The organism is Shewanella sp. MTB7 (assembly GCF_027571385.1).
In the GTDB taxonomy this organism is placed as follows: domain Bacteria; phylum Pseudomonadota; class Gammaproteobacteria; order Enterobacterales; family Shewanellaceae; genus Shewanella.
The window spans coordinates 5,737,501-5,760,372 of the sequence record NZ_CP085636.1 but is presented as its reverse complement, the minus strand read 5'-3'; the positions used below and the strand labels follow the sequence as shown (position 1 = coordinate 5,760,372).

General features: G+C 42.5%; 9 protein-coding genes, 2 rRNA genes and 1 pseudogene (1 of these 12 only partly in view). 11 read left to right on the top strand and 1 reads right to left on the bottom strand.

The genetic code is table 11. From position 1 onward, the window contains the following. Window positions 1-715 precede the first annotated feature (715 nt). On the bottom strand, window positions 716-1,606 hold the full coding sequence (nadC, locus tag HWQ47_RS25080) for a carboxylating nicotinate-nucleotide diphosphorylase (protein ID WP_269968684.1): 891 nt from the start codon (window positions 1,604-1,606) through the stop codon (window positions 716-718). Between the two features lie 344 nt (window positions 1,607-1,950). Between nadC and ampD the strand changes: the two genes are divergently transcribed. From ampD to HWQ47_RS25025, 11 genes and pseudogenes are all read left to right on the top strand, one after another. Then, window positions 1,951-2,547, top strand: a complete 597-nt coding sequence (ampD, locus tag HWQ47_RS25075) for a 1,6-anhydro-N-acetylmuramyl-L-alanine amidase AmpD (protein WP_442802101.1) — start codon at window positions 1,951-1,953, stop codon at window positions 2,545-2,547. 54 nt (window positions 2,548-2,601) lie between these two features. After that, on the top strand, window positions 2,602-3,453 hold the full coding sequence (gene ampE / locus HWQ47_RS25070) for a beta-lactamase regulator AmpE (protein ID WP_269968683.1): 852 nt from the start codon (window positions 2,602-2,604) through the stop codon (window positions 3,451-3,453). 305 nt (window positions 3,454-3,758) lie between these two features. Beyond that, window positions 3,759-4,511, top strand: a complete 753-nt coding sequence (gene pdhR / locus HWQ47_RS25065) for a pyruvate dehydrogenase complex transcriptional repressor PdhR (RefSeq protein ID WP_269968682.1) — start codon at window positions 3,759-3,761, stop codon at window positions 4,509-4,511. Between the two features lie 76 nt (window positions 4,512-4,587). Further along, a complete protein-coding gene (aceE, locus tag HWQ47_RS25060; RefSeq protein WP_269968681.1) occupies window positions 4,588-7,248 on the top strand; it encodes a pyruvate dehydrogenase (acetyl-transferring), homodimeric type in 2,661 nt (886 codons plus the stop codon). 13 nt (window positions 7,249-7,261) lie between these two features. After that, window positions 7,262-9,127 (top strand): pyruvate dehydrogenase complex dihydrolipoyllysine-residue acetyltransferase, encoded by a 1,866-nt coding sequence (gene aceF / locus HWQ47_RS25055; RefSeq protein ID WP_269968680.1) that lies wholly within the window; start codon window positions 7,262-7,264, stop codon window positions 9,125-9,127. 157 nt (window positions 9,128-9,284) lie between these two features. Beyond that, the gene (gene lpdA / locus HWQ47_RS25050) at window positions 9,285-10,739 is read left to right on the top strand and encodes a dihydrolipoyl dehydrogenase (RefSeq protein WP_269968679.1); all 1,455 of its coding nucleotides are present in this window, start codon (window positions 9,285-9,287) and stop codon (window positions 10,737-10,739) included. 207 nt (window positions 10,740-10,946) lie between these two features. Further along, window positions 10,947-15,402: pseudogene (locus tag HWQ47_RS28165) on the top strand (EAL domain-containing protein). Between the two features lie 108 nt (window positions 15,403-15,510). Further along, on the top strand, window positions 15,511-17,718 hold the full coding sequence (locus HWQ47_RS25040; RefSeq protein ID WP_269968678.1) for a patatin-like phospholipase family protein: 2,208 nt from the start codon (window positions 15,511-15,513) through the stop codon (window positions 17,716-17,718). Window positions 17,719-17,841: 123 nt separating this feature from the next. After that, window positions 17,842-19,896: a M13 family metallopeptidase gene (locus HWQ47_RS25035; RefSeq protein WP_269968677.1), complete on the top strand. Its 2,055-nt coding sequence runs from the start codon at window positions 17,842-17,844 to the stop codon at window positions 19,894-19,896. 795 nt (window positions 19,897-20,691) lie between these two features. Next, window positions 20,692-22,242 (top strand): 16S ribosomal RNA (locus HWQ47_RS25030). A 480-nt stretch (window positions 22,243-22,722) separates the two neighbouring features. Continuing rightward, window positions 22,723-22,872, top strand: a 23S ribosomal RNA gene (locus HWQ47_RS25025) (it continues 2,770 nt past the right edge of the window). Together the 16S and 23S rRNA genes form the textbook arrangement of a ribosomal RNA operon.

Genomic DNA, 22,872 nt, shown 5'->3' with positions numbered 1-22,872 from the left:
GAGCTTATAAATAGGTCTATAAAATCGGTTGGTACCTAAGTGTTAAAATGTGCTTTATTATAGTGTCTCTGTTTCCTGTCAATCTGCTAACTGTTGTAAGAGTGTTACACCTTGTGGTGTAGATTCATTGTTGCTCTATTCCGGCAAACCGCACCTTGTTTTCTCCTCCTGTTCAATACCGATTGCTATCCAGTTTCGAAAGGTTGAGCGGCTCTTTTAAAATGAAATTAAAGTGAGCTTAAGGTGAGGCAAACCGAAGGGGCCATCTCGCCTAGGTTCAAAGTTAGTATAAAGTTAATGAGATTGGAATGCATATTTGCAATAAAGTGTTAATTTGATGATAAATTAGTCTGCTGGTGTGTTTTTAATGTTAAAAAGGTTCTAGCGTTTTTTTGTCGCTGTATGAAAAAGTGACGTTTACCTTTGTTTGTCAATTTTTTGTCACTTATATGGATGCAGTATTCTTGTTATATTGTTAGTTGAAGTCTTCATTTAAACTGGATGTTGCTCAAATGTTGATCGCTTGCATGTGTGTGGGGGACCGTTGCCGTTATGATAAATGAGCCCGCCTTCGACATTAAGGGGATAAGTTTTCATCTTGTGCTAATAGCTAATTTGGCTTGTTTAGTGTTTGTGGTGGCTTAGTTGGTTATTAGCCTGCAGCTCTTTACAGATTTACAGGCTAATATTTTATGGATTTAATTTGGAAGCTGAGTTAATTCTTAAGCCTGAGAGAGAGATCTAACGCTCGAACATGCTTTGTCAAAGCACCGACAGAGATATAGTCGACACCGGTTTTAGCAAAATGACCTATGGTGTCAAGGGTCACATTACCTGATACCTCCAGCTTAGCTTGTTGGGCATCTGGTAGACGCTTATTCAATTCAACCGCTTCAATCATCATAGTTACATCGAAGTTGTCGAGCATGATGACATCAGCGCCCGCTTCTAACGCTTGCTGAAACTCTAAAATATTTTCGACCTCCACTTCTACTAGCTTATCAGCGTAGAGCTCGCGAGCTTTTGATATTGCCTGAGCGATACCGCCACAAGCCATAATGTGGTTCTCCTTGATAAGAAAAGCATCGAATAAGCCAATACGGTGATTTTTGCCACCGCCACATGTGACGGCATATTTCTGAGCGGTTCTTAATCCTGGAATGGTCTTCCTGGTATCAAGCAGTTTGGTGTTTGTCGCTGAGATTTTGTCTGTGTACTGTTTCGTTATGGTGGCGACACCAGAAAGTGTTTGAATAAAATTCATCGCAGTACGTTCACCGGTCAGAATAGCTCTAGCTGGACCGGACAGTTCACAAAGAAGCTGATTGGGGACCAAAAGATCGCCATCATCCACAAGCCAATGGAGGGCGACTTCGCTGCCTAACTGGTTAAAAACTTGCTCAGCCCATGCTTTTCCACAAAACACGCCCTCTTCACGGGTGATTAAGTTGGCTTGAGCATATCTATCTGCTGGTATTAGTTGTGCGGTTATATCTGCTGAAGCTCTATCTAGAATACGTTCTTTGTTGGAGGCGCTCTCATCCTGATAGCCTAAGTCCTCTTCGAGTGCGATTTTAACGGCAATTCTTATGTCATTTTCAAACATGATCTATGTCCTTGAACTACTACAACTGAACAGATTAAAAGTCTGGGATTGTTCCTAACTACTACGAATGACATAGCAGAAGCTAGTGGAGATATGATAACAAAATTGACGAAGAAAGTAGAGTCAGCAAGGTAGGTAAGCGCTAGGGATGAATATTTACCTATCTTGGATCAACGTGTGGCAGATAGGTTGGACTTTGTTGGTTATTAGTTTGCTGTTTATCCTCACTACAAGCTAGTTAACAATTACTGCTATATTTGTCTGCATAATCAAGGCTCTTTTCAGTTGCTTATCTAGCTGATAAAGTATTAGTCATTAAGGTCTGGGTATTAAAGGCTAACTCGTTGTCGATAACTACAAAAATACCAATAAAATTAACTTCTGGTTGGATTCAAGAAGGCGCTAGAGAATGTATATCTCCCTATTTTAACGCCCGCCCTGAAAATGAGGTGAGTTTGCTGGTGATCCATAATATTAGTTTGCCTGCAGGCTGTTTCGGAACGCCTTATGTTGATCAACTCTTTCAAGGTTGCTTAGATATGGAAGCTAATAGCAGTTTTGTTGACTTGAAGGGTTTAGAGGTGTCGGCTCATTTCATGATCCGTAGAGATGGAGAGATAGTGCAATATGTTTCCTGTGATAAACGTGCGTGGCATGCTGGAGTTTCTGATCACCAAGGGCGTCAAGGCTGTAATGATTTTGCGATAGGTGTAGAGTTGGAAGGCACTGACTTTATGCCTTATACCTGTATACAATATCAAGAGTTAACTAGACTGACTCTTGCCTTGTTCGCTGCATATCCTATGCTCAATATGGATAAGTTAGTCGGCCATAGTGATATTGCCCCCGGGCGAAAAACGGATCCAGGTGATAGTTTTGATTGGGCGAAGTATAGGAATGGTTTAAGTAACGCGTTGAGCAGATCATCGGGTGCCGTTTAGGTTACATTTCTGATGTGCGTTTAGGTATAAACAATAGAATTTAAGGAATAAACCATGGCACTTTTTTCATTACTGGTGGCGATCTTGATAGAGAGGCTAAAGCTTCTGCCTCAATCTTGGCAACTTGATTCAATGCTTAATCTCTATTCTAAGACTCTGTTTGGAAATAAACAGCTTAATTCTGATGTCATGATGGCACTGGCATTGATTCTCCCTGCGATTGCAGTGCAAGTGATCATGTGGGCTGTTAATGGCCTTTTATGGGGCGGTGTGAGTCTTATTTTATGGGTTGGGATCTCCATTTTATGTTTTAGTCATCTGAAGCAGAGGCAATTGTTTAAACACTATATGCTCGCTGCCTGCCGAGGAGATTCTCAAGCTTGTTACCATTTTGCTGAAGCGCTCGATCCTAGTGCTTCATTAGAAGCCGTTTCTGAACAAGAGCTAGGAGCTAAGGTAGGGCAAAGTGCAGCCTGGCTCAATTATCGTTTTTATGGCGCTGTGGCAATTTTCTTGATTTTTCTGGGGCCTGCTGGCGCTGTTTTTTATTGTACGGCTCGTTATTTCTCCGATAAAAGCCAGGCGCACAAACTTGAATTACCACTAGTTGAAGATGTGTTGATGTTACTTGATTGGTTGCCTAGTCGTATTTTTGCTTTTGGCTACTTACTTAGCGGACAATTCTCACAGGCTTTTACTCGCTGGGGACAGTATGCTTTTAATATTCGCAGCTCAGCAAGAGATATCGTGACCCAAGTGGCTTTAGCCGCTGAACCGCAAGCAGAGTCGTCGACGATGCCTATCTGTACTCAAGCAACATTAGCTTTACTACAGTTAAGTAAACGAAATTTTATTCTTTTACTTATTTGTTTGTCGATATTGACGATATTTGGCGTTGTAGCATAGGTTGGGCTTGTTTGAGGAGATCCTACATAGGGTCTTCTTTAGCTAAATTGTTTAATTTTTACTTTTCATCTTTTTACTTTTCAATGTCCGTGTACCTACATAGCTAATTCTTAGCACATACCCATAATAAAATTCAAATTTGGTGACAATGGTCTGACCGCTAATGAGGCAATTTTCGGCTATGCTCACACATCAGTCGTTTACATGATTGCGATCACAAGCTAGACATTTAAAATGTGATTTGATAAAGTGCGCGCAGTCGACTAAATTGGTAAGACCAATTTACAATAGCAGCTGAGGGCCCCATGGCTTATAGCAAAATAAACCAGCCAAAAATATCCGATGTCATTATGGGACAGTTGGAGCAGATGATCCTTGAAGGAAGTCTTCAACCAGGCCAAAAACTACCAGCGGAACGTGAACTTGCTCTTCAATTTGAAGTGTCACGACCATCATTACGCGAAGCAATTCAAAAGCTTGAAGCGAAAGGTTTGCTTATGCGTCGTCAAGGTGGTGGAACTTATGTCAAAGAGCAGTTATGGCAGAGCTTAGCTGATCCCATCGTGGAACTGATGCACAGTGATTCTGAGAGTCAATATGATCTGCTCGAGTTTCGTCATGCGACAGAGGGCATGATGGCTTATTTTGCTGCACTTCGTGGAACCGATGCTGATATGCAAAATATCAAGCGCACTATTATGGACGTTGAGGCTGCTAACGAGATTGAACAGCAAGCTAAAGCGATTGTGTGCTTCTACCGAGCCATTGCAGAGGCATCACATAACGTTGCTATGCTTCATCTCGTATTAAGTTTATCTCCTGTGCTGCATAAGAACGTGGCACAGAACTTGGAGCTTCTAGATCGGAGAGAGGAAGCTTCCACTACGGCGAATGAACACAGACGAGCCCTACTCGCAGCTATCGTTCGTCGTGATCCTGATGCAGCACGAGAAGCCTCAAATGAACATTTAAGTTACATTGAGGAAGTCATGTTGTCTGTACGGGAAGAAGATAGTCGGTTGCAGCGAAGTCTGCGCCGTTTAAAAAGCGGTGCTTAAGACCTGACAGCAGGTAAGCACCAGACCATATTCTGAAAATCCAAATTTCATAACGTATATAGGGAAGGACAGCCAAATGTCTGAACATATGCTACAAGACGTAGATCCACTAGAAACAAACGAGTGGTTGTCTGCTCTAGAATCAGTTGTACGCGAAGAAGGCGTTGAACGTGCTCAATTCTTACTTGAGCAAGTACTTGATAAAGCCCGTCTAGACGGTGTTGATATGGCTACGGGTATCACCACTAATTACATCAACACAATCCCTACCACCCAAGAACCTGCATATCCTGGTAACACGACGATAGAGCGTCGTATTCGTTCTATCATTCGCTGGAACGCGATCATGATCGTGCTACGTGCGTCTAAAAAAGATTTAGACCTCGGTGGCCACATGGCTTCATTCCAGTCAGCGGCTTCATTTTATGAAGTCTGTTTTAACCACTTCTTCCGTGCACCAAACGAAGTCGATGGTGGTGATTTAGTTTATTATCAAGGGCATATATCTCCTGGTATCTACTCTCGTGCATTTGTTGAAGGTCGATTAACTGAGGACCAATTAGATAACTTCCGTCAAGAAGTTGATGGTAAAGGTCTTCCTTCATACCCTCATCCAAAGCTAATGCCTGAATTCTGGCAATTCCCAACGGTATCTATGGGTCTGGGTCCGATGTCAGCTATTTATCAAGCACGGTTCCTTAAGTACTTAGATGGTCGCGGCTTGAAAGACACCTCTGCACAGCGTGTGTATGCTTTCCTTGGTGACGGTGAGATGGATGAACCGGAATCACGTGGTGCTATCTCTTTTGCTTCTCGTGAAAAGCTAGATAACCTCTGCTTCTTGATCAACTGTAACCTACAGCGCCTTGATGGTCCTGTGATGGGCAACGGTAGCATCATCCAAGAGCTTGAAGGCTTATTCAGAGGTGCTGGTTGGAATGTGGTTAAAGTGATCTGGGGCAACAACTGGGATTCACTATTAGCAAAAGACACCACCGGCAAACTACTGCAGTTGATGAATGAGACTGTCGATGGCGATTACCAGACATTTAAGTCAAAAGATGGCGCTTACGTACGTGAACACTTCTTTGGTAAGTACCCTGAAACTGCCGCGCTTGTATCTGATATGACAGATGTTGAGATCTTTGCGCTTAAGCGTGGTGGTCATGATTCATCTAAGTTGTATGCTGCATTTAAGAATGCACAAGATACCAAAGGTAAGCCAACTGTTATTCTTGCTAAAACGGTAAAAGGTTACGGCATGGGTGAGGCCGCAGAAGGCAAGAACATTGCTCACGGCGTGAAGAAGATGGACATGACACACGTACTTCAGTTACGTAATCGTCTGGGTCTTGAAGACTTGTTAACCGATGAGAAAGTATCTGAACTTCCCTACCTTAAGTTAGAGGAAGGCTCGGCTGAATATGAATATTTACATGCTCGTCGTCAAGCACTACATGGTTATACTCCACAGCGTCTGCCTAACTTTACTAAGCCGTTAGAGATACCAACAGTTGAAGAGTTTACTCCTTTACTTGTTGAGCAAAAACGTGAAATATCTACCACAATGGCATTTGTGCGTACATTGAACATCTTGTTAAAGAACAAGGGTATTGGTAAGAATATCGTTCCTATTATTGCCGATGAAGCGCGTACCTTTGGTATGGAAGGCTTGTTCCGTCAAATCGGTATCTACAATCCACATGGTCAGGAATATACGCCTGAAGATCGCAGTGTTGTTTCTTACTACAAAGAAGCGACGTCGGGTCAAGTATTGCAAGAAGGTATCAATGAGTTAGGTGCTATGTCTTCATGGGTTGCAGCAGCAACGTCATACAGCACTAACGATTTGCCAATGATTCCATTCTACATCTACTATTCTATGTTCGGTTTCCAGCGTGTTGGTGACATGGCGTGGATGGCGGGTGATCAACAAGCTCGTGGTTTCCTATTAGGTGCTACAGCGGGTCGTACAACATTGAACGGTGAAGGTTTGCAGCACGAAGATGGCCACAGCCATATTCAGGCGAACACTATTCCTAACTGTATCTCTTATGATCCTACTTTCGCTTATGAATTAGCAGTCATTATGCAGGACGGTATCCGTCGCATGTATGGCGATCAAGAGAATGTGTTCTACTACTTAACGCTAATGAATGAAAACTACGCGATGCCAGCGATGCCAGCAGGCAGTGAAGAGGGTATTCGTAAAGGTATCTATAAGCTTGAGTCTTATAAAGGTAGTCATAAGGTTCAGCTAATGAGCTCTGGTACTATCATGAATGAAGTACGTAAAGCGGCCCAAATTTTGAGTGATGAATACGATGTTGCTTCTGATGTTTACTCAGTGACCTCTTTCAACGAGTTAACTCGTGAAGGTCAAGATGTTGAGCGTTTCAATATGCTGCATCCTGAAGCTGAGCCAAAGCAAGCTTACATTACTCAAGTTATGGGCAGCGAGCCAGCCATTGCAGCGACTGATTACATGAAGAACTATGCAGAGCAAGTTCGCGCTTTCGTACCTGCTGAGTCATTTAAAGTACTCGGTACTGATGGCTTCGGCCGTTCAGATAGCCGTGAGAATTTACGTCGTCACTTTGAAGTGAACGCTGGTTACGTTGTAGTAGCAGCATTGAGTGAACTCGCTAAACGTGGCGATATTGAAAAGTCAGTGGTTGCAAAAGCCATTGCTAAATTCAACATCGACGCTGACAAGACAAATCCGCTATACGCGTAAGAGGCAATACAAAATGACAATCGAAATTAATGTACCAGATATCGGTGCCGATGAGGTTGAAGTGACTGAGATCCTTGTTAGCGTAGGCGACAAGGTTGAAGAAGAGCAGTCGCTGATCTCTGTTGAAGGCGATAAAGCTTCGATGGAAGTTCCTGCATCGCAAGCGGGTATAGTGAAAGAGATTAGAGTTGCTGTCGGCGATAAAGTCTCTACAGACTCATTGATTATGATCTTTGAATCAGATGCAGTTCAGGCTGCACCCGTTGTGGAGTCAGCTCCTGTAGCGGCACCAGCGGCATCTGCTGAGCTAAAAGAAGTTCATGTGCCTGATATTGGCGATGACGAAGTCGAAGTTACTGAGATTTTAGTTAACGTAGGCGACAGCATAGCTGAAGAGCAATCACTGTTAAGTGTTGAAGGTGATAAAGCCTCAATGGAAGTACCTGCTCCCTTTGCTGGTATTTTGAAAGAGATTAAAATAGTGGTAGGCGACAAGGTATCAACAGGTAGCTTGGTCATGGTGTTTGAAGTTGCAGGTTCTGCAACTGCAGCACCAGTAGTCGCGCCTATTGCAGCTCCGACTCCTTCAGCAGCCCCATCAGTACAAGATATCTTTGTACCTGATATTGGTGGTGATGAAGTTGAAGTGACTGAAATTATGGTCAACGTCGGCGATATGGTCACTGAAGAGCAATCTCTTATCAGTGTTGAAGGTGATAAGGCTTCTATGGAAGTACCTGCACCTTTTGCCGGTAAAGTGACCGCGATTAAGATTAGTCAAGGTGATAAAGTGTCTACAGGGTCGTTAATCATGACCTTTGAAGTTGTTGGTAGCGCTTCTGTAGCGACTCCTGTATCTGCTGCACCAGCTCAAGCTGCTCCAGTAGCCGCCCCTGTTGCAATGGCCGCAGCATCGGCACCAGCGAAAGAAGATTTTGTTGCTAATAAGGCTTATGCCCACGCATCTCCTGTTATCCGTCGTCTTGCACGTGAGTTGGGTGTGAACCTAGCGAATGTAAAAGGCACTGGCCGCAAAAATCGTATCGTTAAAGATGATGTATACAGCTACGTTAAAGCAGCTGTTAAGCAGGTCGAATCTGGTACTGTTAGCGCTGGCAAAGGTGGTAATAGTGATTTAGATTTACTGCCATGGCCGAAAATTGATTTCAGCAAGTTTGGTGAGACTGAAGTTAAGCCTCTGTCACGTATTCAGAAGATCTCTGGTGCCAATCTGCATAGAAACTGGGTGAAAATCCCCCATGTGACTCAGTGGGATAATGCTGATATCACTGAGCTCGAAGTGTTCCGTAAAGCACAAAATGCTGCGGAAGCTAAGAAAGACTCAGGTATGAAAATAACGCCACTTGTGTTCATCATGAAAGCGGTTGCTAAAGCGCTTGAAGCTTTCCCAACATTTAACTCCTCTCTTTCTGATGACGGCGCAAGCTTGATCATGAAGAAGTATGTCAATGTGGGTATTGCTGTTGATACGCCAAATGGTCTAGTTGTTCCTGTCTTTAAAGATGTGAACAAGAAAGGCATTCACGAATTGTCTGATGAGCTTAAGGTTATCTCTAAAAAAGCGCGCGGCGGAAAATTAACTTCTGCTGACATGCAAGGTGGTTGTTTCACGATTTCAAGCTTAGGCGGAATTGGTGGTACAGCATTTACGCCTATCGTCAATGCGCCAGAAGTTGGTATTCTAGGTGTGTCTAAGTCTGAAATGAAGCCAGTCTGGAACGGTAAAGAATTCGAGCCTCGCTTGATGCTGCCTTTATCACTGTCGTATGACCATCGTGTTGTTGATGGCGCGGAAGGTGCGCGTTTCATCACTTACTTGAATAACTGTTTATCAGATATTCGCACGCTGGTTTTATAATATTGAAGGCTGCTTAGTATAAGTAGCCTTTTTCTATTTCGCATGTAAGTGAATGATTGTTATCTGTGCCAAACACAGGTTAAAATGCAGCCACCTACAGAACATTGATGTTCAATTAGCTGACTCTTAACCGTTTTACGATTGATCCGTCAGCGCTATGATTAGAAAAATAGAGGAAGAGATGAGTAACGAAATCAAAACTCAGGTAGTAGTACTAGGTGCAGGCCCTGCAGGATATTCAGCAGCTTTCCGTGCGGCAGATTTAGGTTTAGATGTAATTATTATTGAGCGTTTTAATACACTTGGCGGTGTATGTTTAAATGTGGGCTGTATTCCTTCAAAGGCACTATTACACGTAGCTAAAGTGATTGAAGATGCTAAAACAATCTCCTCTCACGGTGTTGTTTTTGGTGAGCCTAAAATAGATTTAGCTAAACTTCGTGAATATAAAACATCTGTGATCGATCAGCTTACAGGCGGATTGGGCGGAATGTCCAAGATGCGTAAGGTTGATGTGGTCCATGGTCTAGGTAAATTCACTGGTCCAAATACGATTGAAGTGACTGGTGAAGATGGCGTTGTTAAAGTCGTTCGCTTTGAAAATGCTATCATCGCTGCGGGTTCGCGCCCAATCAAGTTGCCATTCATCCCACATGAAGACCCACGTATTTGGGATTCAACCGATGCGCTAGAGCTTAATGAAGTACCTGATAAACTACTCGTTATGGGTGGCGGTATTATCGGTCTGGAAATGGGAACGGTTTATTATTCTTTAGGCAGTCAGATTGACGTGGTTGAGATGTTTGACCAAGTGATTCCAGCAGCGGATAAAGATGTAGTTCGCGTTTATACCAAGAAGATTAAGAAGAAATTCAATCTTATCCTCGAAACAAAAGTGACAGCCGTTGAAGCAAAAGAAGACGGTATTTATGTGACGATGGAAGGCAAGAAAGCCCCTGCTGAGCCTGTTCGTTATGATGCTGTATTAGTTGCCATTGGTCGTTCACCTAACGGTAAGCTGCTTGAAGCTGAGAAAGCGGGTGTTAATGTTGATGAGCGTGGCTTTATCAATGTTGATAAGCAGATGCGTACCAATGTACCACACATCTATGCTATCGGTGATATCGTTGGTCAACCTATGCTGGCACATAAAGGTGTGCATGAAGGTCACGTTGCTGCAGAAGTTATTTCTGGTCTTAAGCACTTCTTCGATCCAAAAGTTATTCCATCAATTGCATACACAGATCCAGAAGTTGCATGGGTTGGTCTAACTGAGAAAGAAGCTAAAGAGCAAGGTATTGCTTATGAAACCGCGACTTTCCCTTGGGCTGCTAGTGGTCGTGCAATTGCATCAGATTGTAGCGATGGTATGACTAAGCTAATCTTTGATAAAGAGACTCATCGCGTTATCGGTGGTGCTATTGTAGGTGTCAACGGTGGTGAGCTACTGGGTGAGATTGGTCTTGCTATTGAGATGGATTGTGATGCTGAAGATTTAGCGTTAACTATCCATGCACATCCGACTCTGCATGAGTCTGTAGGTCTTGCTGCTGAGATGTACGAAGGTTCAATTACTGATTTGCCAAACCCAAAGGCAAAGAAAAAGAAGTAATTTGAGTTTTGTTGCAACAGTAAAAGGCGCTCAATGAGCGTCTTTTTTATGACCAAATAAATTAATCTGCTTGTACTGCATATCTCTAGCAATATATCCTGAAATTTAAGCATAAACTAAAATTAAATGAGTTCAATTTGGACTAAGCAGGTGAATTCAATGTGTTGAACTGTTACATTCAATATAAGTTTATGAGTTAGTTGCCTAATGATAAATAGAATCAATCATTTTACTCTGCTATTCACAGTGATGTTAATTACCAGCCTTGTACCAGTGAAGGCGAGTGATATTGTGCAGCGTGTATTTACTGAACGAGATGGTCTAGTTAATGCCACTATTAGTGATATCAGTTTCGATAGTTACGGCTTCACTTGGCTAGCGACAGAAGAGGGACTTTACCGGGTTAGTAATACTAAAGTCAGAAGAGTTGATAAAAAAGGGTTTAATACCCGACTATCCGATGAATATATTAATATTGTGGAGCCATTAAGTAAAAGACATCTGCTCGTCAGTAATTATTTCGACACCTATCTATATGATATATTACAAGATAACTTTGTTCGCTTTGGTAGTGCTCAGCTATTTCCTGATTATAAGAGCTCAGGGCTCTACGCCTTTGCTAAACGAGAGGATGGTGATTACAGTTTTTTGAGCAAACAAGGTGAACTGCTTACTTTTTCCTATTCAAATATGACTCTTAAAACCGTTAGTGCACTTCCTTATAATCCAGATGATCCATGGTCAATGTTGCTAGCCCTCGATGATAATCGCTTATTAGTGGGATCTCCATTTCAGCTGCAATTAAGAGATCAGACTGGAGCGTTGCTCAATGACTTAGATTGGCAAGACGATATGGGTAAGATAAAGGGGATTGTAGAGGACGCTTCTGGGCGTCTTTGGTTAAGTAGCAGCTATGGTTTGTATGAAATAATTAAAGATGATTTTAAGGTTAAGAAAGTTCCACAACTTCCTTTTTTCATCACTAAAGCAGTTGAAGATAGCAAAGGTGCTTTATGGTTAGCAAGCTGGGAAGGTTTAATAAAGTGGAGTGCTAATCGTACCGAGATAGAGATCTATAGGGAGGATATTAAGCAAGCTGCAGATATTGATTACATTTTCGACATTGAAGTTGATCGTAATGACGTCATTTGGGTTGGTAGCTCTGGAGATGGACTTGCTGTGTTGGCTGAAACTCCTGACTTCATGCTTGAACGTTTCACTCAAGCCCCTCCATATCTCATTTCTAATGAGATGATATGGTCAATTTTTACCGAGAAAAACAATGTTTGGTTAGGTAGCGACAAAGGTTTAGTTGTTATAAATAGAGACTCCCAAAGTAGCACGACAGTGTTACCAGCAGAACTAATCTTAAACGGTAGTATCTATAAAATAGATGAACTTGATGACTCTCATCTTTTACTCTCAACCACGAATGGTCTCTTTGTCGTGAATAAAAATACTTTTCAATCTCAGCGTTTTGCTCGGTGGACCCATGGTGAATATTCTTTAGAAAATAAATTTGTTTTTTCAAGTTATCAAGATCCTGAAATAGAAGGGCGCTGGTGGTTTGCTACAGGAAGCGGGTTATTTTTTTGGGAACAGGGTTTATCTAACCCTCAAGAACTTTTGATTAAGGGATTAGATAATGGCAATAAGAAACCTGAGTTGCGCATTATCTACCGTAGTCTCGATGGTACGTTATGGCTTGCTGGAGACAAAATATTTGGATATATAGATAACGTGGGAAGCTTTCATTCAACATTAGGTATTTTTGATGATGAAACAAGGTTACCCACTATTAGTTATATTAAAGAAGTTTCTTCTGGAATATTGTGGTTGGGTAGCTCTGCTGGGTTAATCGAGTATGAATTTGCAACTGGGGTAACCCGTTCGTTAACTAATGACTGGAAGGTGGATTGTTCCTCAATTTATTTTATTCATGAAATTAACCAATATAGGGTATTAGGTTGTTTGAGTTCAATTATTCGTCAAGACATGGACTCCGACGAGATAATAGTCATAGAGTATGAAGATGGATTGATAAGTAAAGAGCTTAACGATGGCGCTTCATTTTATGATCCTGATGCAGGCCTCTATGTAGGGACTCCTGATGGTGCAATGTTGCTCGATGTTGCTCGACGTTGCTCGATTAAAAAATCGAATTCAACAAGATGGAATTTTACTAGAGTCTGTGTCAGTTTTTTATGACAACCATACAGAGATAAACTTGGTTCCAGAGCAAAGCAGTATTATTGAACCTGGCGCTAGAATGATCAATTTTCAGTTAACCAGCCTCGATTACTTAGTCGATACATCTCTCACGTTACAATATCGTATACGTGCTAAGAGTGAGTCAGCTAATGTTAATTATTTATTCTTATCAGATCAGTCGCTTGTCAGTGTTTCAGGTTTACATGCTGGGGATTACGTGCTTGAAATACTCAGTTTACAAAATGGTATATGGTCGAGTGAGCCCTATTCCTATGAATTTAAAGTGCAGGAATTTTGGTGGGAAAACAGTTGGTTCAAAAGTTTCTTTGTGATGGCTTTATTATTTATTGGAATCATCATTTTAATTGGCTGGCAACGCCAAGTCACAGCGTTTAAAAGTGTTAATAAGGCGCTGGTTGAAAGTGAAGATAGGTTACGTCAGTCATTGAAAGGCAGTGATTCAGAGTTATGGGAATGGCGCTATGATACACAAATGTTTAATTTGGAAAATAAAGGAGCCGCACCGGCGGGTGGTAGTGCAAACCTGCTGTTAACACTGGAAGACTTTCCGGTTCATCGTGATGAGAAGAAAGGGGTGTTGGCGTGTTGGAATAGTATGATCGATGGTGATAGCGATAGGTTTGAAGTGGAGTATCGCTCCCGTCGTGAGGACAAATCCTGGGGATGGACACGTGTTTGCGGTCGTCCAGTTGATTTTGATCCTGAAACCGGGAGAATCACTCGAGTTGCGGGGATATATTCAGATATTACCGCTCAGCGCCAGTTAGAAGATGATGTGAAACTACTCGCTCAAGCATTCGAGAATACGTCAGAAGGGGTGTTGATTTTAGACGCTAATGAGCGGGTTAAAGTATCTAATAAAGCGGCTCAAGTTATCCTTAGATTAGGTGTTGAACAGTTAAACTATTGTGCATTTTCGACTATTGTCGTGGCAAAAGAGGGGCGTTTAGATGAGATCGCAAAATTATTAGATGAAGGAGATACTTGGACGGGTGAGAGGGAGTTTATCTGCTCTGATGGTACAAGTTGTCCAGTGTGGCTAAATGTATCAACCATGCTTGGGAAAAAGGGCGGTATCATTCACTATGTCGCAGTATTTTCTGATATTACAGAGAGAAAACGCTCAGAAGCTGAACTACGTCGTTTAGCAAATTATGATGTACTCACCGGTCTACCCAATCGTTCACTGTTTTCGACTCGCCTAGCTCAGTCCATTTACCGTGCCAATCACACTGGTGAGAAGCTTGCGTTAGTGTTCCTCGATTTAGATAGATTTAAACATGTTAATGATTCGTATGGTCATAGTATGGGGGATGCACTTCTTGTCGAGGCTGCGAACAGATTGCAGTCCTGTATTCCTGAACAACATACTATGTGCAGGTTTGGTGGCGATGAATTCTTGATTTTACTCAAAAATGCCAATGATGTTGATATGATTAATCATATCTGCACCAAGTTGCTAAAGCAGATAGAAATGCCGTTTGAACTTTATGGCCGAGAGTTCTTTATTTCGACCAGTATTGGCGTGAGTTTGTGGCCTGATGATACGACTGAACCTGAAATATTGATTAAAAATGCAGATCAAGCTAAAGAGGAAGGAAAGGGTAACTTTCAATACTATTCTTCAGAGCGTAACTTAGAGGCCTTGTACCATCTGCATCTGGAAGCTGAGCTGCGTCGTGCGATTGAACGTAATGAATTTGAATTACATTATCAACCACAAGTTGATATTCTGAAAAATGACAAATTGGTCGGCATGGAAGCATTAATACGTTGGCGTCATCACAGTGAAGGTTTAATACGAACTGATACCTTTATCAAAGTGGCAGAGTCTTGTGGTTTAATCATAGATATCGATCGCTGGGTCTTGCGCCAAGTTTGTATCCAAGGAGCCTACTGGTCTCGTATATATGGTGAGACCTTTAAACTGTCGGTGAATATTTCAGCGGTTCATTTCCGTCAACCTGATTTTGTTGAAAGTATAAAAATCATTCTTAAGAAGACTGCTATTCCAACTTCAGTACTCGGTTTTGAGATCACTGAAGGAGTATTGATGAAGGAGTTAAATACTGCAAAATCACATCTCAAAGAGTTAAGACGTTTAGGGATAAAGGTCGCTATCGATGATTTTGGCACGGGTTACTCATCGTTAGCTTACTTACGACATTTTGATGTGGATACTTTGAAAATTGATCGTTCTTTTCTCATCGATATAGCAACGAATGAATCAGATCAGGCGATAGCGAGTAGTATTATAGAGCTTGCTAGAAACTTAAAACTTAGTGTGATTGCCGAAGGCGTAGAAACTAAAGCACAATTAGAGCAGGTTTTCAGTCGAGGCTGTTATGTTATCCAAGGATATTATTTCTCAAAGCCTTTAATCGAAAGTGATATGAATGCTTATATGGAACGTAATAAATTAGATTCTTGAACTGAGCATTATGTTTTAAATTGTTATCCCTTGTGTTTTTACCATGTTGTGTTTTTTTTGATACTATACATCAGTCTTGTATAAGAAAATTATAAGAAATAACATTCAATGATACGTTCAACTGCACTATTTTTATTACTATTTTTTACCATTTTCTCTACTCTGGCAGAAGTCAGACCTAAAATAGGTTTAGTACTGAGTGGTGGTGGGGCTAAAGGTGCGGCTCATATTGGCGTCCTCAAAGTATTGGAAGCGAATAGAGTACCTGTCGATTATATTGCAGGTACAAGTATAGGAGCCTATGTCGCTGGTATGTACGCCCTTGGATACTCTGCCTCAGAGATCGAGCAGATCATGATGAATGAATCATGGTCCGATGGTTATTCAGATACCATTCCTAGAGAATCACTGAGTTACCGTGATAAGCAGCAGAGAGACCGTTTTAATATTCCAGTCAATATGGGTTATAGCGATGAAACGGTTAAGTTACCTAACGGTTTACTTCGTGGACAAACCATGTCTCAGCTTCTGCAAAGATCCACTGGTTTAGTTCATCAATTTGGCAATTTTGATGAACTTGCTATCCCTTACCGTGCGGTCGCGACCGATCTAGAAACCAGTAAACCGGTTATTCTCTCCCAAGGCAGTATTATCAAAGCGATGCAAGCATCGGCAACCGTGCCAGGGGCATTGCAGCCAATTAAGTATGATGGAAAACTGTTGGTGGACGGTGGCATCGCCAATAACATGCCCGTAGATGTGGTCAAGGCGCTGGGGGCCGATATAGTCATTGCTGTCGATATAGGCTCGTCTCTGGTAAAGAAGGAGGAACTAGATAGTACCGTTGCTGTGCTTAACCAGTTATCAACCATGTTGACGAATGCGAGCACAGAGCGGCAAAAGTTATTGCTCAGTGAGGATGATATCCTTATTCGCCCAAATGTGGGAAATATGAGCACTACTGATTTTGAGATTATGCCCCAAGCTTATGCTTTAGGTGAAAAGGCCGCGCTTGAACATGTGTTAAGTCTTAAGGGACTGAGTGTAGGGGAGGCTGAATACGCTGTATATAAGAATAATAAACACAGATTGAGTCAGCGCTGGCAGAATAATGTACAACTTCCCATTATACAAATCGTGTTTAATAATGATTCTAAAGTGAGTGAGTCGTTGTTGAGGGAAACGTTTGACCTTCATGTGGGTGAAGTTGTCACAACAGAAGTATTAGAACAAGCAATTGCTAATGTTTATTCTCTTGATAAATTTGAGCGGGTCAATGCTGAGTTTGTCGATACAGATAAAGGGCGTGTGCTGACCTTAAACACCAGGTCTAAGTCATGGGGGCCTAATTATTTTGGTTTAGGTTTTAGCTGGGAGGATGACCTTACAGAGGACTCAAGTATGTCATTGGATTTCTCCTATACGATGACTGACTTGACTGATACCGGTGGTGAGTGGCGCAATGAATTACGAATAGGCTTTGAAAAATTAGTTTCAACCGAGTTTTATCTACCGCTGGATTATGATCAAGGCTTTTATGCTAGAACAGAATTGGCTTATGAACTTAAAAGTTTTGATATATATGAGAGTAATTCTAAGTTTATTGAGTTTTCTCAAACCGTGTATCGAGCGGATATAGGAATAGGTTATAACTATACGCTGGAAGGGTTAATTGAACTGGGATTCACCAATGAGAAAGGTGAGTTTGAGTTTCTGAAGGACCACAATCATTATCATTCTTATGGTGGTTACTTGAAATTAGGTTTCGATAATCTTAATAGTATGAACTTTCCGACTACGGGTAACCGTTTCACCTTGAGTATGTACTATAGAAGAGATGACAACGACCAATCTTTCGAATATGAAAGTTCAGGTTACTCCTTTCAAGTAGAAGCAGATTGGCGAGGGGCGCTAAGCTTAGGAAATCATGCTTTAGTAGGTATTGCTTCTTTAGCGACTATTGATACTGAAGATCCTTTCAATCCTCACTTGGCTGAGCTTGGGGGCTTTCTTAACTTGTCTGGTTACCATAAGAACTCTCTGGTTGGTGCTCACAAAATTTTTGGTGCCTTCGTATATCAATATGATCTCGGCCGTGATGTTCTCGGAATGACAGAGTATCCACTGTATCTTGGTGGAAGTTTAGAGGCGGGTAACGTGTGGCAGAACAGAGATAATATAGACCTAAACGATCTTATATATTCAGGCAGCGTGTTCTTCGGTACTGATACCACCATGGGGCCTGCAGCATTAGGTTTCGGCTGGGCTGATGATGGTGAAATGACACTGTTTCTATTTTTAGGTAAAAGTTGGTAAGTCATAGAAGGTTACAAAAACTGGCTATAGCGCTTTCAGGCTCAATGATAAAGTGAACCCAAACTAAATAAGCTCCGTGCTAGAGAGCTTATTAGCTAAATCATAATAATAACGGGGATGATAATGAAAAGAGTAAGTAAGCTGGCAATCAGTATTGCCTTAAGTTTAGGGCTGACAGCGTGCAGTAACAATGAAGCTAATGTGCCAACGGTGCAGGTTAAAACTAAGGTTTCAGGTGTCGAGAAAGCTAACTTTGATCCCTCAGTACGTCATCAAGATGACTTTTTTTACAGTGTCAATGGCCACTGGCTGGCCAATACTCCTATCCCGGATGATAAATCTAATTATGGTGCTTTTTCCGTTCTTTATGAGCAGAGCCAAAATGCGCTAAAAAAAATCATTGATGACGCGGCTTCAAAGCCAAATAAACTAAATGGTTCAAGTGAACAAAAGGTCGGTGATTTCTATGCTAGCTATATGAATACCGACATTGTAGAGCAATTAGGTGTTTCACCATTGAATGAACAACTCTCTGATATCTCGCTAGCAAAAGATCATGCTGACATTGCGAGCTTAATGGGAAGCTTGTTATTAAGTGGTGTACAGATCCCATTTGGTTTCTATGTTAATAACGATGCTAAGAACTCTACTCAATACGCTGTCTATTTATATCAATCTGGCCTTACCCTGCCAGATCGTGACTATTACTTGAAAGATGACGACAAATTTGTTGCCAATAGAGTAGCACTAAACGCCTACGTGACAGATATCATGATCCTGTCTGGCAGCAAAGATGCTAAGCGGGTTGCGATGAGTGTCGCCAAAATTGAACTCTTTATTGCCCAGAGCCAATGGAGTCGTGTTGAATCTCGTGATGTGAATAAGAGTTATAACAAGATGAATAGAGCTGAACTGCAGGCAAATACGCCAGAGTTTGATTTTGTGCAATTTGCTGCGAGTGCTGATATCAGTGAAGTGAAAGAGGTGATTGTTCGTCAAAAATCCTATTTTGAAAAATTCGGCGCTCATTTCGATGACTTTAGCGTTGAGGAGTGGCAGGACTACTTATCATTTCATTTAGTCGATAGTTATGCAGAACTCCTAAGTCAGAACTTTGTGGATCTGTATTTTGACTTTCACAGTAAAACCTTGATGGGAATTGAAGCTCAGAAGCCGCGATGGAAAAGAGCCGTTGATTCAGCGGATCAAGTTATTGGTGAGCTGGTGGGTAAAGAATATGTGAAGGAGCACTTTCAGCCTGAAGCGAAAGAGAAGATGGAATTACTTATCCAAGATCTGATTAAAGGTTTTGAGGTGAGCATCAATGAGCTTGAGTGGATGACTCCAGAAACTAAGATAGCAGCGCAAGAAAAGCTATCTAAGTTTACCTATAAAATTGGCTATCCCGATAAATGGAGAGACTACACAGAGCTAACCATTAAACCTGATGAGCTGGTGGGTAACTATCAACGTTATGCCAAATTCGAATACAAGACCATGTTGGATAAGCTGGGTAAGCCTATCGATCGAACCGAATGGCATATGACACCACAAACGGTGAATGCATATTACAATCCTGTCATGAATGAAATTGTATTTCCAGCCGCCATCCTTCAACCGCCATTTTTCAATATGGATGCCGATGATGCGATTAACTTTGGTGGGATTGGCGCGGTGATTGGCCACGAGATTAGTCATGGTTTTGATGATCAAGGTGCAAAATATGATGGGGATGGTAACTTACGTGACTGGTGGACGGATGCCGATCGTGAAGAGTTCCAAAAACGTGGTGCTCAACTATCTGCCCAATACTCAAAATATGAAGCATTACCAGGTAAGCATGTAAATGGCGATCTGACCTTAGGGGAAAATATTGGTGATCTTGGCGGGCTTACCGTTGCAGCTCGTTCCTACCATCTGAGCCTTAATGGTAAACAAGGGCCCGTGATCGATGGCTTAACCGGTGAGCAAAGATTATTTGTTGGCTGGTCACAGGTGTGGCGTCGTAACTACCGTGATGAAGAGCTAGGACGTCGTTTGATGACTGATTCACATTCACCGAGTCACTTCCGTGCAATGGGGACACCAAGAAACATTCCGGCGTTCTACCAAGCTTTCGATCTGAAAGAGGGAGACAAGATGTTTCTTGCACCAGAAGATAGAGTGAAGATCTGGTAAGTTATACCTCTTACTCTATTTCTATTTAAGCCAGTTGAAGCATCAACTGGCTTTCTTATATCTGTTCATTATGGCTAAAACTCGCTGTTCTATAAGAAATTGTGGATAAGTTAGGGGGTAACAAGTGGGTATTATGTGCTTAATAAAATCATTTCAAAAAATGGTGCTTTTTAGCTAAAAAAAACCTTGTGCTCTTCTTCGATATCCCTATAATGCGCATCCACTGACACGGCACAGCAGGCCAACTAAGCTAGTGACTTGAGATTAGCAATAGTCGAAAAACTAGATAGCACGGGACTTGCAGCGTGATCAGTTCACTCTTTTAACGAAGAGTGAGAGTTAAAACTCTTCGGGGATTTGATTCAGGTGACAACCGCTTTACGGGCTTCGAGTTTGACTTCTGCTTAAGAAATCACCACTCGAAAAACTTGTTAAAATAAGCGCTTGACGCCGACACTGGAGAGTGTAGAATACGCCTCCTCAAGCCAATGACCTAGCGTCTACCGGCAGTATCTGAAAGATTGATGCTAACGCTCTTTAACAATTCAAAACAAGAAATCTGTGTGGACACTCACAGGTGTTGAGTTATTCGAAATTGTCTCTTTTGAGGCAATCAAAAATTTACTCAATGAACCACTGAGTGACCATAGCAACGGACTTCAACTTCTTTCGGGAAAATGAGGTTACGGAGCAATAATATGTGAACTTCATGAATCTTCGGGTTTGTGAAAAACAGTATAATTCGTTGAGTTGCTGATTTAGCCTTACTTGTAAGGTGGATGAGGCAAAAAACTTTAATTGAAGAGTTTGATCATGGCTCAGATTGAACGCTGGCGGCAGGCCTAACACATGCAAGTCGAGCGGAAACAGGGGAGTAGCTTGCTACTTTTGCTGTCGAGCGGCGGACGGGTGAGTAATGCCTAGATATCTGCCTAGTCGTGGGGGATAACAGTTGGAAACGACTGCTAATACCGCATACGCCCTACGGGGGAAAGGAGGACGCACTTTCGAGAGCGCCTTTCGCGATTAGATGAGTCTAGGTGGGATTAGCTAGTAGGTGAGGTAATGGCTCACCTAGGCGACGATCCCTAGCTGGTCTGAGAGGATGATCAGCCACACTGGAACTGAGACACGGTCCAGACTCCTACGGGAGGCAGCAGTGGGGAATATTGCACAATGGGCGAAAGCCTGATGCAGCCATGCCGCGTGTGTGAAGAAGGCCTTCGGGTTGTAAAGCACTTTCAGCGAGGAGGAAAGGTTGTCGTTTAATAAACGACAGCTGTGACGTTACTCGCAGAAGAAGCACCGGCTAACTTCGTGCCAGCAGCCGCGGTAATACGAGGGGTGCAAGCGTTAATCGGAATTACTGGGCGTAAAGCGTACGCAGGCGGTCTGTTAAGCCAGATGTGAAAGCCCCGGGCTCAACCTGGGAATTGCATTTGGAACTGACAGACTAGAGTCTTGTAGAGGGGGGTAGAATTTCAGGTGTAGCGGTGAAATGCGTAGAGATCTGAAGGAATACCGGTGGCGAAGGCGGCCCCCTGGACAAAGACTGACGCTCAGGTACGAAAGCGTGGGGAGCAAACAGGATTAGATACCCTGGTAGTCCACGCCGTAAACGATGTCTACTCGGAGTTTGGTAACTTAGTTACTGGGCTCCCAAGCTAACGCATTAAGTAGACCGCCTGGGGAGTACGGCCGCAAGGTTAAAACTCAAATGAATTGACGGGGGCCCGCACAAGCGGTGGAGCATGTGGTTTAATTCGATGCAACGCGAAGAACCTTACCTACTCTTGACATCCACAGAACTTACCAGAGATGGTTTGGTGCCTTCGGGAACTGTGAGACAGGTGCTGCATGGCTGTCGTCAGCTCGTGTTGTGAAATGTTGGGTTAAGTCCCGCAACGAGCGCAACCCTTATCCTTATTTGCCAGCGAGTTATGTCGGGAACTTTAGGAGACTGCCGGTGATAAACCGGAGGAAGGTGGGGACGACGTCAAGTCATCATGGCCCTTACGAGTAGGGCTACACACGTGCTACAATGGTCGGTACAGAGGGTCGCAACGCCGCGAGGTCAAGCTAATCCCACAAAGCCGGTCGTAGTCCGGATCGGAGTCTGCAACTCGACTCCGTGAAGTCGGAATCGCTAGTAATCGTAGATCAGAATGCTACGGTGAATACGTTCCCGGGCCTTGTACACACCGCCCGTCACACCATGGGAGTGGGCTGCACCAGAAGTAGATAGCTTAACCCTTCGGGAGGGCGTTTACCACGGTGTGGTTCATGACTGGGGTGAAGTCGTAACAAGGTAGCCCTAGGGGAACCTGGGGCTGGATCACCTCCTTACCTATACGACTAACTTAATATTTGTTGAGTGTTCACACAGATAACTTGTTCTTGTTAGAGCGAGAAACACGCCTTTACGGTGATGTTTGTTCTTTAAAAATTTGGAAAGCTGATAGTGTTAATGTGAAAGGGACAGTAAATATCTTATTTGTAAGTGATTTATTGTTAATAGCATTAGCGCGAAAAATAAATAATTGAGTTCTCAAACACTTAAATCAAGTGCCGAAGCATCGACCTTTTATTAGGGAAGTGTTTCAAGAGTATTCTTTTGGCGAAAGTAAACACCATTAGTTGCGATACATCTCGTTCAGACTTACCCGTTTGAACAATAGATAACATTAGCGCAGTCAATGTGATGCTAAGCAAGGCGATAAGGCAAACGAGGAAGGCGTGTAGTTTACTACATAACTGACGAGTGCGACTTATGAACGCAGCATAGTGGCTCAGTGGCAAGCGAAAGAAAACCTATGTGGGTTGTATGGTTAAGTGACTAAGCGTATACGGTGGATGCCTTGGCAGTCAGAGGCGATGAAGGACGTAGTAACTTGCGATAAGCGTTGGCGAGCTAGTAACAAGCAATTGAGCTAACGATGTCCGAATGGGGAAACCCACATGCATAAGCATGTATCA